The 15,247-nt window shown below is 70.4% G+C and carries 13 protein-coding genes; 7 read left to right on the top strand and 6 right to left on the bottom strand.

What is annotated here, in order from left to right; translation table 11 throughout:
• Positions 1-170 precede the first annotated feature (170 nt).
• On the bottom strand, positions 171-1,550 hold the full coding sequence (locus VGJ24_RS03615) for an acyl-CoA dehydrogenase family protein (protein WP_331499127.1): 1,380 nt from the start codon (positions 1,548-1,550) through the stop codon (positions 171-173).
• Between the two features lie 94 nt (positions 1,551-1,644).
• Here VGJ24_RS03615 and def point away from each other — a divergent pair, with 94 nt between their 5' ends.
• Positions 1,645-2,256 (top strand): peptide deformylase, encoded by a 612-nt coding sequence (gene def, locus VGJ24_RS03610; protein WP_331499126.1) that lies wholly within the window; start codon positions 1,645-1,647, stop codon positions 2,254-2,256.
• Positions 2,257-2,269: 13 nt separating this feature from the next.
• On the opposite strand, the gene VGJ24_RS03605 is transcribed toward def, so the two are convergent.
• Both VGJ24_RS03605 and cobA read right to left on the bottom strand, forming a co-directional pair.
• A complete protein-coding gene (locus tag VGJ24_RS03605) occupies positions 2,270-3,076 on the bottom strand; it encodes an RNA methyltransferase (RefSeq protein WP_331499125.1) in 807 nt (268 codons plus the stop codon).
• A 13-nt stretch (positions 3,077-3,089) separates the two neighbouring features.
• Positions 3,090-4,316 carry a uroporphyrinogen-III C-methyltransferase gene (gene cobA, locus VGJ24_RS03600; protein ID WP_331499124.1) on the bottom strand — a complete coding sequence of 409 codons (1,227 nt, stop codon included), beginning with the start codon at positions 4,314-4,316 and terminating at the stop codon, positions 3,090-3,092.
• Between the two features lie 112 nt (positions 4,317-4,428).
• On the opposite strand from cobA, the gene VGJ24_RS03595 reads away from it, so the two are divergent.
• The 4 genes from VGJ24_RS03595 to VGJ24_RS03580 all read left to right on the top strand — a co-directional run bounded on the left by VGJ24_RS03595 (position 4,429) and on the right by VGJ24_RS03580 (position 7,855).
• Positions 4,429-4,956, top strand: coding sequence for a YbhB/YbcL family Raf kinase inhibitor-like protein (locus tag VGJ24_RS03595; protein WP_331499123.1), 528 nt, complete (start codon positions 4,429-4,431; stop codon positions 4,954-4,956).
• A gap of 173 nt (positions 4,957-5,129) precedes the next feature.
• Positions 5,130-5,945 carry an ABC transporter permease gene (locus VGJ24_RS03590; RefSeq protein WP_331499122.1) on the top strand — a complete coding sequence of 272 codons (816 nt, stop codon included), beginning with the start codon at positions 5,130-5,132 and terminating at the stop codon, positions 5,943-5,945.
• On the top strand, positions 5,938-6,765 hold the full coding sequence (locus tag VGJ24_RS03585; protein ID WP_331499121.1) for an ABC transporter permease: 828 nt from the start codon (positions 5,938-5,940) through the stop codon (positions 6,763-6,765). The genes VGJ24_RS03590 and VGJ24_RS03585 overlap by 8 nt, the downstream gene beginning before the upstream one ends.
• A gap of 139 nt (positions 6,766-6,904) precedes the next feature.
• Positions 6,905-7,855, top strand: a complete 951-nt coding sequence (locus VGJ24_RS03580; protein ID WP_331499120.1) for an ABC transporter ATP-binding protein — start codon at positions 6,905-6,907, stop codon at positions 7,853-7,855.
• 18 nt (positions 7,856-7,873) lie between these two features.
• Here the strand turns inward: VGJ24_RS03580 and VGJ24_RS03575 are convergent, their stop codons facing one another.
• The 3 genes from VGJ24_RS03575 to VGJ24_RS03565 are packed head-to-tail and all read right to left on the bottom strand — an operon-like array spanning position 7,874 to position 12,937.
• On the bottom strand, positions 7,874-10,396 hold the full coding sequence (locus VGJ24_RS03575) for an FAD-dependent oxidoreductase (protein WP_331499119.1): 2,523 nt from the start codon (positions 10,394-10,396) through the stop codon (positions 7,874-7,876).
• Positions 10,389-11,312, bottom strand: coding sequence for an LPS biosynthesis choline kinase (locus VGJ24_RS03570; RefSeq protein ID WP_331499118.1), 924 nt, complete (start codon positions 11,310-11,312; stop codon positions 10,389-10,391). Before VGJ24_RS03570 ends, VGJ24_RS03575 begins: the two co-directional genes overlap by 8 nt.
• Positions 11,313-11,314: 2 nt before the next feature.
• The gene (locus tag VGJ24_RS03565) at positions 11,315-12,937 is read right to left on the bottom strand and encodes an amino acid permease (RefSeq protein WP_331499117.1); all 1,623 of its coding nucleotides are present in this window, start codon (positions 12,935-12,937) and stop codon (positions 11,315-11,317) included.
• A gap of 137 nt (positions 12,938-13,074) precedes the next feature.
• Here VGJ24_RS03565 and VGJ24_RS03560 point away from each other — a divergent pair, with 137 nt between their 5' ends.
• Both VGJ24_RS03560 and VGJ24_RS03555 read left to right on the top strand, forming a co-directional pair.
• A complete protein-coding gene (locus VGJ24_RS03560) occupies positions 13,075-13,854 on the top strand; it encodes a FadR/GntR family transcriptional regulator (protein ID WP_331499116.1) in 780 nt (259 codons plus the stop codon).
• Positions 13,855-13,873: 19 nt separating this feature from the next.
• On the top strand, positions 13,874-15,247 hold the full coding sequence (locus VGJ24_RS03555; protein ID WP_331499115.1) for a glutamine synthetase family protein: 1,374 nt from the start codon (positions 13,874-13,876) through the stop codon (positions 15,245-15,247).

Below are 15,247 nucleotides of genomic sequence, written 5' to 3'. Positions count from 1 at the left end.
CGACTCCGAGATGCCGTCGATCATCGCGGCGAGGAGGTCGAGCTCCTTGGGGTAGGCGTGCTCGGCCTTGTCGTAGGTGCGGCTGATCGGCCGCAGCATGTTCATCGCGACCTGGTGCGCCTGGTCGCGCAGGGGCCGCAGCTTCTTCGGGTCGTCCAGGGAGATGGGCATCAGACCAGCACCCCGCCTTCCATGATCGAGATGGCCCGGAGGTCGCGGTACCACCGCTCGACCGGGTGCTCCTTGACGAAGCCGTGCCCGCCGAGGAGCTGCACGCCGTCCAGGCCGATCTGCATGCCCTTGTCGCCGCAGAGCTTCCTGGCCAGCGCCACGTCCCGTGAGACGTCCTTCCCGGCGGCCGCACGCGACGCGGCCTTCCAGGTGAGCAGCCGCATCGCCTGGAGCTCGATGGCGATGTTCGCGACCATGAAGGCGACCGACTGGCGGTGTGCGATCGGCTCGCCGAACGCTTCGCGCTCCTTGACGTACGGCGTCACGTAGTCGAGCACCGCCTGGCCGACCCCGACCGAGAGCGCGCACCACGCGATCCGCGACAGCCGCACGCACTCGGCGTACGTCGTGCCGTCGACGGCGCCGAGGATGTTGCCCGGCGGGACGCGGACACCCTCGAGCGTCAACGTGGTGAGCGACGCGGCACGCACGCCCATGGCCGGGTCGGCCTCGACCGAGAGGCCGGAGGCCCCGGACTCGACGATCACCAGCACGTTCGCGCCGTCCGTGCCGGGTTCGGCGAGGCGCGCGCCGACCACGAAGAGCTCGGCGTCGGCGCCTCGCGGCACCATCGACTTCACGCCGTCCAGGACGAGGTCGTCGCCGTCCCGGGTGGCGGTCGTCTGCGGGGCGAGCGCGTCGTACAACGGTCGCGGCTCGGTGAGCGCGAGCGCCGCGGTGGGAGGCTCGCTCCCGGTGAAGGCCGGGAGGTAGGTCTGCTGCTGTGCGTCGGTCCCCCAGGTGGCGATCGCGGTGGCGACCGCGCCCGGGGCGATGCCGGCGACGGCCAGCCCCAGGTCGCCCTTGGCCAGTGCCTCGGCCACCAGCGTGCCGGCCATCACCGCGCGCTCCTCGGAGATGCCGCCGAGTGCCTCGGGCACTCCGAGCAGCGGCAGACCGATCTCGTTCGCTGCCTCGAGCACGTGGCCGGGGGCGGCGCAGGCGACGTCCGCGTACGCGGCGGCCGGGCGCAGCACCTCGGTGGCCAGCTCGGTGACCACGTCGACGAGCATCTGCTCGTCCTCGGTCGGCGTGAGGTCGAAGGCGCCGCGCGACCGGGCGGTCGCGGCGCGACGGCCGGACTTCCCGCGCCGGCCGGCCTTCGCGAACACGCGACCGGCGGTGGTCGCGGTGCGGAAGCCCCCGCGGGTCACCGTGAAGACCGTCTGCTCGGCCTGCCGGCGCAGTCCCACCCGGTCGAGGAGATCGCTCTGGGCCAGCTTGTTCATCGCCGCGACGGCGTACCCGATCGGGTCGCGGGACTCGCCGCCGGCGATGCCGTGCCGGCCTCCGGGGCGGAGGATCTTGAGCTGGAGCATGGAACTAATGTAACTCTGAGTTACATTTCGGGACCACCGTCCCACCGGGTGCTCCCGGTCACAGACCTTGGCCCGCCATCTCTAGGCTTTGGCCATGCCGCCCGACTCCGCCGCGCCGACGCGCGCGCCGTACGGACCACTCCCGCAGGGCGGCACCGTCCGGCCGGTCGTCCGCTGGGGAAGCCCGGTGATGCACCGGCGCCAGGCCGAGGTCACGGCGTACGACGAGGAGCTGCGGACCCTGGTCGCCGACCTGGCGGCGACCATGTACGCCGCGGACGGCGTCGGGCTCGCGGCGTGCCAGATCGGGGTCGACCTGCGGGTGTTCGTGTTCGACTGCCACGACTCGACCAGTGAGCGAACGGTGGGTGTGGTGTGCAACCCGCAGGTCACACTGCCCGAGGGCCGCGACCGGAGGCTCGACGAGGAGGACGAGGGCTGCCTGTCCCTCCCCGGCGGCTACGTGCCCCTGGCGCGACCCGACCACGCGACGGTGGACGGCACCGGGCTGGACGGCGCTGCGGTGACGTTCACCGGCGACGGGATGCTGGCCCGCTGCCTCCAGCACGAGACCGACCACACGCTGGGCATCATCTTCGCAGACCGGCTGTCGACGCGCTGGCGCAAGAAGCTCCAGAAGAACCACGAGCGGGTCGCCGAGAACTATCCGGACGAGTGGCCGGCGGTCCCGGCCACCGTCGACTGACCAGCGCTGCCGGTCAGCGGCGGGTGGCGACGACGTAGCAGGCGACGGCGGCGGCCGAGGCGACGTTCAGCGAGTCGATCCCTTCGCGCATCGGGATGACCGCGCGCCGATCGGCCGCCTTCTCCCACCGCGGCGAGAGCCCGTGGCCCTCGGAGCCGAGCACGAGGGCGACCCGGTCGAGTCCGACGACGACCTCCTCGATCGGATGGGCGTCGTCGGCGAGGGTGAGCGCCACCGTGGTGAAGCCACGAGCGGACAGGTCCGGGAGGGCGTCGTACCAGTCGGGGAGGCGGGTCCACGGCGTGGAGAAGACCGCGCCCATGCCGACCTTGATCGAGCGTCGGTACAGCGGGTCGGCACAGCGTGGCGCCAGCAGTACGGCGTCGAAGCCGAAGGCGGCGCCGCAGCGGAAGACCGCGCCGACATTGGTGTGGTCGACGACGTCCTCCAGCACCAGTACCTGACGCGCGCCGTCGAGCACCTCGTCGAGGGTCGGGAGCGGACGGCGCTCGAGCGAGGCGAGGGCGCCACGGTGCACGTGGAAGCCGGTGACCTGCTCGGCCAGCGCCTCACTGACGACGTAGCAGGGCGCGTCGCCGGCCTCGAGGACGTCGGCCAGCGCGTCGAGCCACCGCGACGCCATCAGGAACGACCGGGGGGTGAAGCCCGCCTCGACGGCCCGACGTACCACCTTCTCGCCCTCGGCCAGGAACAGTCCGTGCTCGGCCTCGAGATGGGTACGCAGCTGGACGTCGCGCAGGTCCCGGTAGTCGGCGAGCCGCGGGTCGTCGGGGTCGGTGACCTCGGTCAGCGCTGCCACGACGCCGGTTCTCTCACAGGGAGAAGTGTTGCGGATGTGCCACGGCGACGACGTCACCCACCACGATGATCGCCGGTGGGCGTACGGCGTGCCGATCGAGGTCGGCACCGAGGTCGGCGAGCGTGGTGAGGACCGTGCGCTCCCCCGGCATCGACCCGTCACAGACCACCGCGACCGGGGTGGCCGGGCCGCGACCGGCCGCGAGCACCGCCTGCGCGATCGCGGGTGCGTTCTCGACCGCCATCATCAGCAGGAGGGTGCCCCGGAGGTGGCCGATGGCCTCCCAGTCGACCAGCGAGTCCGGGTGGCCGGGCGGGACGTGGCCGGAGATCACCGTGAAGTCGTGCGCCACCTGGCGATGGGTGATCGGGATGCCGGCGACCGCGGGGACCGCGAGCGGGCTCGAGAGCCCCGGGATCACGTTCACGGCGACACCTGCGCGCCGGCAGGCCTCGATCTCCTCGAACCCACGCCCGAACACGAAGCTGTCACCACCCTTGAACCGCACCACTCGCTGACCGGCCAGGGCCCGCTCGACGATCAGCCGGTTGATCTCCTCCTGGCGGGCGGCGCTGCCGCGGGGCAGCTTGGCGACGTCGACGACCTCGGTGGTCGCGGGCAGGTCTCCGAGCAGCTCGCGCGGCGCGAGCCGGTCGGCCACGACGACGTCGGCCTCCATCAGCGCCTTGCGCCCCGCCACCGAGATCAGCTCGGGGTGCCCGGGGCCGCCGCCCACGAGGGTCACACCGGGCACCGACGGTCGCCTCTCGCTGGCCGCGATCGTGCCCTCGTGGAGCCCGGTCACGATCGCGTCGCGCACGGCCGCCGTACGCCGCGGCTCCCGACGCCCGAGGACGGCGAGGGTCAGCCCGTCGTACCTCCCGGTCGCGGGCGTCCAGGCGGTCGCGCTCGTCCCGTCGTCGGAGCGCACGCAGAACGTCCGCTCGACTTCCGCCGCCTTGCTCACCTGCTCGTTGACGGCCGGGTCGTCGGTGGCAGCGATGACGTACCAGGTGTCGGCGAGGTCCTCGTCGGCGAACCCACGCTCGACCCAGCCGATCTCTCCGGCCAGGACCTGTCCCTCGATCGCGGGCGTCACGTGGGGTGAGACGACCACGACGTCGGCCCCGGCCGCGAGCAGACCCGGGATGCGGCGCTGCGCCACCTGGCCGCCGCCGACCACCACCACCCGGCGACCGGCGAGCCGCAGGCCCGAGGGGTACGGCGGGTGGTCGTCCATGGGTTCCATGATGAGCGGCCTGCCGTGGTCTCGACCGGCTCGACCGACGGGCGAGATCAGGTGCGGAGTAGGTTGCGATTCGTCCCGCCACGTCCGCGAGTCAGGAGAGCAGATGAGTCTCGACCGTCCGGTGAAGCCCAACCCGTACGAGCTACTGCCGAAGGTCCCCTCCTTCACCGTCACCAGCGACGACGTCACCGACGGCCAGCCGCTCAAGGACGACCAGGTCGCGGAGTTCGGCAACTCCTCGCCGCAGCTGTCGTGGAGCGGCGCCCCGGAGGGCACGAAGAGCTACACGGTCACCTGCTACGACCCCGACGCCCCCACCCCGAACGGCTTCTGGCACTGGTCGCTCGTCGATCTCCCGGCCGACGTGACCTCGCTCGACGCGGGCGCCGGGGACGAGGGCGCGAGCCTCCCGGGCAACGCCTTCATGCTCGTCAACGACGGTGGCGTCCGCGGGTTCATGGGCGCGGCCCCACCCGCCGGCGATCAGGTGCACCGGTACTTCTTCGTGGTCCACGCCGTCACCCAGGAGAGCCTCGGGGTCGACGACTCCGTCTCGAACGCCGTGCTCAGCTTCAACCTCGTGTTCAACACCGCCGGCCGGGCGATCGTCACCGGGACCTACCAGCACTGAGCCCTCGAGGGACCGGGCCGTTCGCGCTTGCCACCGCCGGGGTGGTGAGCCAGACTGGGCGGCCGACAAGCGCATCGACAACCGCACAGCGCGCACGACCCGACACCCCCGCCTTTTCGTGAGGCGGGGTCACTTGGCGTGCGCGTCATGGGTCTCGAGCGGCTCGACCACCGATGGAAGGAGGGCTCCGGGTGCTCTACGCCGCCGTCGCCACGCGGTCGTTCCGTCGCTTCAGCACCTACCGGGTCGCCACCGTGGCCGGCATCTTCACCAACTCCGTGTTCGGAGTGATCTACAGCTACGCCTACCTCGCGCTGTGGCACCAGCGCCCCGACGCAGGCGGGTACGACGCCACCGACGCGGTCACCTACGTCTGGCTCGGGCAGGCGCTGCTGATGACGGTCGCGCTCTGGGGCGGCGGGACCACCGACGACCTCGCCGACCGGATCCGGACCGGCGACGTCGCCATCGACCTGTACCGGCCGGTCGGGCTGATCGGCTGGTACCTCGCCGGCGACCTGGGCCGCGCGGCGTACCACGCCCTGACGCGGGGCGTCGTGCCCACGATCTTGGGTGTCCTGCTGTTCCAGATCGCCCTGCCCGCAAGCCCGGCCGCCGCTCTCGGGTTCGTCGTCAGCCTCACGCTGGCGGTGGTGACCAGCTTCGCGATCCGCTTCCTCGTGGCGTGCACGGCGTTCTGGTCGCTGGACCAGACGGGCGTGCGGATGCTCTCGGGCGTGCTCGCGATCTTCCTGAGCGGGATGACGCTGCCGCTGGTGATCTTCCCCGAGCCGTTGCGCAGCATCGCGCTCGCACTGCCCTGGGCGTCGTACCTCCAGACGCCGGCCGACATCTGGCTCGGCCACCGCAGTGGGGCCGGGATCGTCTCGGGGCTGGCCGTGCAGGCGCTCTGGATCGCGGTACTGCTGGCGCTCTGTCAGGTCGTGCTCGGCACCGCGACCCGGAAGGTGGTGGTCCAGGGTGGCTGACGTCTCGGCGCGCCTCCACACCGTCCGCGAGTCGCCGCGGGAGTACACCTGGATCGCGCGGATGTGGGTGAGGTCCTCGTTCGCCTATCCCCTCTCGTTCTGGATCCTGACCGTCTCCAGCGCCCTGATCACGCTGCTCGACTTCGTCGGTCTGGCGCTGATGTTCCACACCGTGCCCCAGCTCGGTGGGTTCGGCCTGCGGGAGGTCGCACTCCTGTACGGCGCGAGCGGGATCGGCATCGGCGTGGCCGATCTGGTGATCGGCAGCGTGGAGCAGGTGGGGATGTACGTCCGGACCGGTGCCCTGGACTCGATGCTCACCCGGCCGGTCCCGTTGCTGGTGCAGATCTGCGCCGACCGGTTCGCGATCCGCCGCCTGGGCCGGATCAGCCAGGCGCTCGCGGTGTTCGTCTACGGCGCGTGGTGGGTCGACTGGACCGCACCGAAGGTGGCGCTGGCCGCGGTGATGCTGGTGTCGGGCTCCCTGATCTTCTTCTCGTTCTTCGTCGCGTTCTCGTGCATCCAGTTCTGGACCGTCGACTCCTCGCAGTTCGCCAATGCCTTCACCTACGGCGGCAACACGATGACCCAGTACCCGATGACGATCTTCCCGCGCGAGGTGCTCAAAGGACTGACGTTCCTGGTGCCGGTGGCGTTCGTGAACTGGTACCCCTGCCTCTACCTGCTCGACCGCCCGGACCCCTTCGGCATGCCGTCGTGGTTCGCCGTCCTCCCTCCCGTCGTCGCCGCCCTGACCGTCACCGTCGCGGGTCTCGCCTGGCGCACCGGGATCCGCCACTACACCTCCACCGGGAGCTGAGATGCCGCCGAAGTGGAACAAGTCCGCCGCCCAAGTGGGACTTCTCCCGGCCCCAAGTGGGAGAAGTCCCACACCACCCACGGAGAACTCCTACCTCGACCCCGGAGAACTCCCACTTCGGCAGTGAAAGGGAAGACGCATGACCCTGATCAACGTCCGCGACCTCACCCGTACCTTCGTCGTTCGCAAACGGGCGAGCCGGCTCACCCGGACCCGGAGCGAGGTGCGCGCGGTCCACGACCTGACGTTCACCGTCGAGGCCGGCGAGATGGTGGGCTATATCGGCCCGAACGGGGCCGGGAAGTCGACCACGATCAAGATGCTGACGGGCATCCTGGTGCCGACCTCCGGCCACCTCCGGGTCGCCGGCCTGGAGCCCAGCCGGGAGCGCACCGAGCTGGCCCGCCGGATCGGGGTCGTCTTCGGACAGCGGACGACGCTGTGGTGGGACCTCCCGCTGAGGGATAGCTTCGAGCTGCTCCAGAAGATCTACCGGGTGGAGCCGGCGCGGCACCGCCGCAACCTCGAGGAGTACGTCGAGCTCCTCGACCTCGGCGACCTCCTCGACACACCGGTGCGCCAGCTCAGCCTGGGTCAGCGGATGCGCGGCGACATCACGGCCGCGCTGCTGCACGACCCCGAGATCCTGTACCTCGACGAGCCCACCATCGGTCTGGACGTGGTCAGCAAGGGGCGGCTGCGCGAGTTCCTCCGCACCCTCAACGCCGAGCGGGGCACGACCCTGATGCTGACCACTCACGACCTTCAGGACATCGAGGCGCTGTGCGACCGGGTGATCGTGATCGACCACGGGACGTCAGTCTTCGACGGGCCCCTCGTCGACCTGCACCGGCGCGGCGAGTCGCGTCGCACGCTGGTGGTCGACCTGGTGGACGAGGCGCCACCGATCGAGGTCGCCGGTGCGGAGACCCACAAGGTCGACGGGCCGCGGCAGTGGCTGAGCTTCCCCGCGGGTGAGAGCGCCGCCCCGATCGTCTCCGCGCTCGCCGCGACGTACGCCGTCGCCGACCTGTCGATCCAGGAACCGGACATCGAGGCCGTGATCCGAGAGATCTACGCGGGCGCATGACCGCTCATCCGGATCGCGTCAGGGCAGCGGGGCAGCCAGGGTGACCCGCGCGGGGGGGAGCTCACCGGCCAGATCGATGGCGAACGACGACGCGTCGAGGTCGTCCTGCCGGACCGGACGGTCGGTGCGCAGGAGGGCCAGGCCGACACTGGCGCCGACCGTGGCGCCGTACGCCGCGCTGGTCACCTGCCCCGTGGGCTCACCGTCGCGCAGCACCAGCTCGCCGCCCCAGACCATCGGCTCGGGATCGTCCAGGACGAACGACACGAGTCGGCGTCGCTCGCCGCCGACCGCCAGCCGATCCCGGTGGGCCGTCAGCGCCTCGCGACCGAGAAACTCCTTGTCGCTGCCGGAGCGCGCGCTCAGCGCGGTGGCGAACACCAGACCGGCCTCGACCGGCGTGAGGTCCGGGGTCAGGTCGCGGCCGAAGGCGCGGTAGCCCTTCTCGAGCCGGAGCGACTCGATGGCGTGATACCCCGCATCGGCCACGCCCAGCTCGTCGCCGGCAGCCCGGAGCGCGTCGTACACGGCCAGCGCGTCCGAGACCGGGACGACCAGCTCCCACCCCACCTCGCCGACGTAGGTCATCCGGGTCGCGCGGAGGCCGACATCGCCGATGGTCACCTGCTGACTGGTGGCGAAGGGGAACGACTCGTCCGACCAGTCGCCGGCTCCGGCGGTCGTGCCCGTCGAGACCCGTCCGAGCAGGTCACGCGAGCGCGGACCCATCACGCCGATCACCGAGAGGTCGTCCGTGCAGTCGCGGACGGTGACGTCGGATCCGTCGGCCAGGTGCCGGTCGATCCAGTCCAGATCGCGGATCGTCGTGGCCGAGCTCGAGACCAGCAGGAAGGAGTCGCGTCCGGTACGGGTGACGGTGAGGTCTGCCTCGTAGGTGCCGCGGGCGTTGAGGAACGGCGTGTAGACGCAGCCGCCGACCGGGACGTCCACGTCGGCGGCACAGATCCACTGCAGGCAGCCGAGCGCATCGGGGCCGGCGGCGTCGTACAGGGAGAACGAGGTCTGGTCGAAGACCGCGACCCGTTCCCGCGTCGCGCGCTGCTCGTCGACACACCAGGGCAACCAGTCCGGCCGCCCCCAGGTGTACGCCGTGCCCGTGGCGGTGCCGGCCGTGGTGGCACCGGTCGGGCGGAACACCACCGGACGCTCCCAGCCCATCCGACTACCGAACACGGCACCTCGATCGGCGAGGCGGTCGTGCAGCGGCGAGACCCGCTGCGGGCGGCCCGTCTCGGGCTCACGGAGAGGCCACGGCACCTCGTAGTGCAGCCCGAGGATCTCGGCCACGCGCGATCGCAGCCACGCCTCGTCGCCGTGGAACGGCGCGAACCGGCGTACGTCGACCGCCACCAGGTCGCTGGTCGGCTCCCCCTCGACGATCCACTCGGCGAGCGCGCGGCCGGCACCGCCCGCCGAGGCGATCCCGACCGAGTTGAACCCGGCGCCGACGAAGTAGCCGTGCACTCCGGGCGCCTGTCCGAGCAGGAACTGGTTGTCCGGGGTGAAGGACTCGGGGCCGTTGTAGAACTTCCGGATCCCGGTCTCGGCCAGCGCAGGGATGCGCACGATCGCCTGTTCCATGAGCGGTGCGAAGTGCTCCCAGTCCTCCTCGAGCAGCTGGAACTCGAACGGGTGGGGCAGGTCGGACGGCGCTCGCCACGGCTTGGCGTCCGGCTCGAACCCGCCGACGACCAGGCCGCCGACCTCCTCCTTGAAGTAGGTCCAGCCGTCGGGGTCGCGCATGATCGGCAGGTCCGGGTGGGTGCCCTCGACCTGCTCGGTCACGACGTAGAAGTGCTCCGCCGAGTGCAGGGGGACGGTTACGTCGGCCAGGTCGCCGAGCGCCTTGGCCCACTGACCCGCGCAGTTGACGACGACCTCACACTCCACGTGACCGGCGTCCGTGCGGACGGCGGTCACGCGGCGTCCCGCCTGGCCTGCCTCTACCTCGAACCCGGTCACCCGCGCGTGCTCCACGACCCGGGCTCCACCCAGGCGAGCACCGCGGGCCAGCGACTGGGTCAGGTCGGCCGGGTTGACCTTCCCGTCGCCCGGCAGCCAGATCGCACCGAGCAGGTCGTCCACCTGCATCGGTGGCCACAGCTCCTGGGCCCGCGCCGGGCCGATCAGCTCGCAGTCGAGGTCGTAGGCGACGGCGTTGGCAGCGGTACGGCGGAGCTGGGTCATCCGGTCCTCGGTGCGCGCCACGATCACGCCCCCGACGTTGCGATAGCCCGTCGAGAGCCCGGTCTCCGCCTCGAGTGAGCCGTACAGCTCGGCGGAGTACTGCACGAGCCGCGTGCCCGCCTCGGTCGCGCGGAGCGGCCCGACCAGGCCGGCCGCGTGCCACGTCGTCCCGCCGGAGAGTCGACCTTGCTCGAGCAGCAGGACGTCGGTCCAGCCGAGCTTGGTGAGGTGGTAGGCAACCGAGCAGCCGATCACTCCCCCGCCGATGACCACGACCCGGGCGCGCGTCGGGAGCGGTCTCGAGGCAGGCGCCAGGGCGCCTTCCTCAACCACCGGAGGCGACCTGCTCGAGCAGCCGCCGCAGCCCGCCGCCCCGGAACGTCGCAGCGGCCTTCTCGTAGCGTTCCATCCCCCAGGAATGGAAGTCGAAGTCGAGCGGGCTGGTGGCGTCCTGGATGAAGCCCCAGAGCGACCAGCCGTACTGGCTGCACAGGGCCTGGACCCGCACCCGAGCGCGGTCCGCGGGCGTCGGGTCGCCGAAGTATGCCTCGCACCACGCGTCGACCTGCTCCTCGGTGAAGGAGCACTCGGTGGCGGTGTTGCCGAGCTCGAAGCAGGCGTCGTTGTTCCCGGAGTACTCGTAGTCGATCAGCCAGACGCGCCCTTCGCCCTGCCACACCGGGTCGTCGATGTAGTTCGCGGCGAGCAGGTCGTTGTTGCACGGCACGGCCGGCCAAGGTGCCGTGGCCAGGGCACGACGTACGTCGTCCCACGCGGCCGCGTGGTCGGCGTACCCCGCGGGGAGTCTGATCCCCTGCTCGCGCACCACCTCGAGGTACCCCTCCTGGCGCGCGAACATGTCGAAGTCCCCGGTGAACCGCGGACCCTGATGGAGTCGGCGTACGGCGTCGGCGGCGCGCCCCATCACGGCCGCATCGGCGAAGTCGGCGTCCACCAGCGCCGTCCCGGAGAGAAAGCCGATCACCAGCATCGACAGGTCCGGGCGGTACTCCACCACCTCGGCCCCGACGCCCGCCTGGTACGCCGCCGCCGTGTTGGCATGCTCCGCGTCCCGGTCGATGCCCAACATCCGCACGTCGGCGTGACCCCATCGGACGACCACATCGAGACCCTCGTCGTCCTGCACGCGGAAGTTGGTGTTGGTCAGCCCGCCCGGGAGCGCGGCCACACGCCAGGACCGCCCCGCCAGGCAGGCGAGGCGGTCCAGAGGTGGTGCGTGCTCGGGCACCCTCAGTCGGCGGTGAGCTTGTCGTCGAACGCCTCGAGGATCGCCTCATCGATGGTGTGCTTCGGGCCGGTGAACCAGTGCTTCGCCGAGGTCGTCCACCAGATCGTGAGCAGGATCAGCGCCCCGAGCGTGACGATCGGCGCGTAGTTGACGAACTTCCACTCGAACTCCGAGCGGAACGGGTTGGCCGCGGGTGTCGAGGGCAACATCAGGTACAGCGACACGATGACGATCTCGGCCACCGCGATCGGGTTCATCCACTTGTACTTCGCGCCGTTGTTCCACGAGCCGACGTCGAACTTGTCGCCGTGGCGGAATCGCAGCCAGATCGGGATCGCGAACGCGAGGTACAGCCCGATCACCGCGATCGAGGTGACGGCGTAGAACGCCAGCGGGACCGGGGTGCCGTTCACGTCGACCTTGATCAGTGCGGGCAGGGTCAGGACCGCCGCACAGATCGCCACCAGCGTGACGGCATTCGCCGGAACCCGACCGGCGGTGAGCATGGACCACCGCTTCGATCCGGGGATGGCACCGTCACGGCTGAACGCGTAGGTCATGCGGGACGCCGAGGTCATGCACGAGACCGTGCAGAAGATCTGGCCGACCGCGGACACCAACAGGACCGTGCCCGCCCAGTTCTGACCGAGCGCCGCGTTGAAGATCGGCGCCACGCCTCCGCCGGCCAACGCATTGTCGGGCTTGCCGTCGGCGCCGTTGGGGATCGCGAACACCACGCACAGCAGGAGGATGTAGCCGCCGATCACCGAGTAGAAGATCGACCGCCAGATCCCCTTCGCGGCCCCCTTGGCCGCCGACTCGGTCTCCTCGGACAGGTGGGCCGAGGCGTCGAACCCGGTGATCGTGTACTGCGTCAGCAGGAACCCGAACGGGATGATGAAGAAGAAGAAGTGGAACCCGCTCGTGCTGCCTCCGCCGTACCCGGAGTTGTTGAACCGTTCGGTGAACACGTAGCTCACCGACTGGTGGTGGTCCGGGACGAAGATCAGGATCAGCACGATCGCGGCAGCGCCCACCACGTGCCACCAAACCGACGCGTTGTTCATGATCGCCATCAGGTGACCGCTGAAGATGTTGAGCACGGACGCCACGGCGAGCACGATCAGGAAGGTGATGAAGACCCGGTTCAGGGAGTAGCTGTCGGCGTACGACGTCGAGAACGTGCTGATGGTCAGGTCGATGAACGTGGCGCAGCCGTAGGCCACGCCCGCCGTGACCGCGACCAGGCCGATCAGGTTCAGCCAACCGGTGAAGAAGCCGGCGCGCGGGCCACCCAGCTTCGACGCCCACCAGTAGATGCCGCCGGATGTCGGGTACGCCGAGACCAGCTCGCTCATGGTGAAGCCGATGAGCAGGATGAACACACCGAGGATCGGCCACGACCAGGAGATCGAGATCGGGCCACCGTTGTTGAAGCCGGCCCCGAAGTTGGTGAAGCAGCCGGCCAGGATCGAGATGATGGAGAACGAGATCGCGAAGTTGGAAAACCCCGACCACGAGCGGTGGAGGTCCTGGCGGTACCCGAGCTTGGCCAGATGCGCTTCGTCGTCAGTGAGCTCGGCGGCTGGGCCGTCGGCTGGTGCTGGCTCGAACGCTTCGGGCATGTCATGTCCCTTCCAGGAGCGGAACCGGTTGGCCCGGAGGCTAGACCCGCGCGGAATCCGTCGTAAAGGGTGAACGGGAAAATTCGGTATGAACCCAGACCATTGACACGTGCCGAGCGAGTGCCACACTGACCCGCGTGACTGCCCCTCCGCCTACGGGTCAGCAGCTGCCCGACCTGGCCGGGCCGGATCTGTCTGCGCCCGATCTCTCCGGGGTCATGTTGCGGCCGGTGCGTGGGCACCACGCGTTCGAGGCCTGCGTGGAGCAGCTCGCCACCGCGATCCGGCTGGGCGTCTATCCGCTGGGCAGCATGCTGCCCGCGGAGCGGGAGCTCGCCGAACGCATGCACGTCTCGCGCGCCACCCTCCGTGAGGCGATCGTCGCCCTCCGCGCGGCGGACCTGGTCGAGACCCGCCGCGGGCGCGGGGGCGGCACGGTGGTCACGATGAAGCCTCAGACGCCGTCGGCCCGCAAGGCGGCCCGGACGACGGCCGAGCAACGGGCGGACTGGCTCGACGCGCTCGAGTTCCGGCGGATCGTCGAGGCGGGCGCGGCGTACCAGGTCGCGTCCACGACGCTGGACGACCAGGCCCGGGCGCGTCTGGAGGCGGCCCACCTGGCCGTCGCCGGCGCAACCAGCCGGGCCCGGCACCGGCAGGCCGACTCACGATTCCACCTCACTCTGGCGTCGCTCACCGGTTCGCCGCGGACGCTCGAGTCGGTGACGTCGGTCCAAGCGAGCCTGCACGAGATGCTCAGCGCCATCCCGGTGCTGGATGCCAACATCGCGCACTCGGACGCCCAGCACGCCACCCTGCTCCGCGCCGTGCTGGCCGGACGGGCGGACCGCGCCCGCCAGACCATGGAAGAACATTGCGACGACACGGCCGCCCTCCTGCGCGGCCTGCTCGGTTGAGCGACAGACAGGGAGACCCATGCCACCCAACGACCGCTACCTGACCCTGGACGACCTGCGCAAGCGGATCGAGACCGGCGAGATCGACACCGTCATCCTCGCGTTCACCGACATGCAGGGGCGGCTACAGGGCAAGCGCCTGCACGGGCAGTACTTCTTGGACGTCGTGGTCGAGCACGGCACCGAGGGTTGCAACTACCTGCTCGCCGTCGACGTCGACATGAACACCGTCGACGGCTACGCGATCTCCTCGTGGGAGCGCGGGTACGGCGACATGGAGTTCGTCCCCGACTGGGACACGATCCGGCTGCTCCCTCATCTGCCCGCGACCGCGATGGTGCAGTGCGACCTGGTCTGGCTCGACCACGCGCCGGTGGTGCAGTCGCCGCGGTCGATCCTCAAGGCCCAGCTCGATGCGTTCGCCGGCCGCGACCTGGTCGCGCTGGCGGGCACCGAGCTGGAGTTCATCGCGTTCAACACGTCGTACGAGGACGCGCACCGGATGGGCCACCGCGACCTCGAGCCGGTCAACCAGTACAACGTCGACTACTCGATCCTCGGTACGACGCGCGCCGAGCCCCTGTTGCGCGACATCCGGAACACCATGTACGCCGCCGGTCTGGACGTCGAGGGCGCCAAGGGTGAGTGCAACTTCGGCCAGCACGAGATCGGCTTCCTGTACGCCGATGCGCTCGTCACCGCGGACAACCACAGCGTCTACAAGACCGTCGCCAAGGAGATCGCGGCCCAACGCGGGCAGGCGATCACGTTCATGGCCAAGTACAACGAGCGCGAGGGCAGCTCCTGCCACATCCACCTCTCGTTGCGAGGGGCGAACGGCGACGTCGTCTTCTGGGACGGCACCGGCGCCGGTCATGGCGCGCGCTCGTCGATGTACGACAGCTTCGTGGCCGGCGTGCTCGCCACGATGCGCGACTTCACGCTGCTCTACGCCCCGAACATCAACTCCTACAAGCGGTTCGCCGACGGCTCGTTCGCCCCTACCGCGATCGCGTGGGGCGAGGACAACCGCACCTGTGCCGTGCGCCTGGTCGGGCACGGCCCCAGCGCCCGGATGGAGAACCGCGTGCCCGGGGGCGACGTGAACCCGTACCTCGCGCTCGCCGCGATGCTGGCCGGCGGCCGCCAGGGCATCGACCAGGGGCTCGAGCTCGAGCCGGAGCTGAAAGGCAACGCCTACCACTCCGACAAGCCGCACGTGCCGCACACGTTGCGTGAGGCTCGCGAGGCGTGGGCGTCCTCGACGATCGCGCGCGCGGCGTTCGGCGACGCTGTCGTCGACCACTACACGAACATGGCCGACGTCGAGCTCAAGGCGTTCGACGCGGCGGTGACCGACTGGGAGCTCGCCCGCTCCTTCGAGAGAATGTGA

Origin of the sequence: Nocardioides sp. (assembly GCF_036493135.1) — a bacterium.
Lineage (GTDB): Bacteria > Actinomycetota > Actinomycetes > Propionibacteriales > Nocardioidaceae > Nocardioides.
Note: the sequence above shows the minus strand (reverse complement) of the source record. Positions and strands in the feature narration are given on the sequence as shown.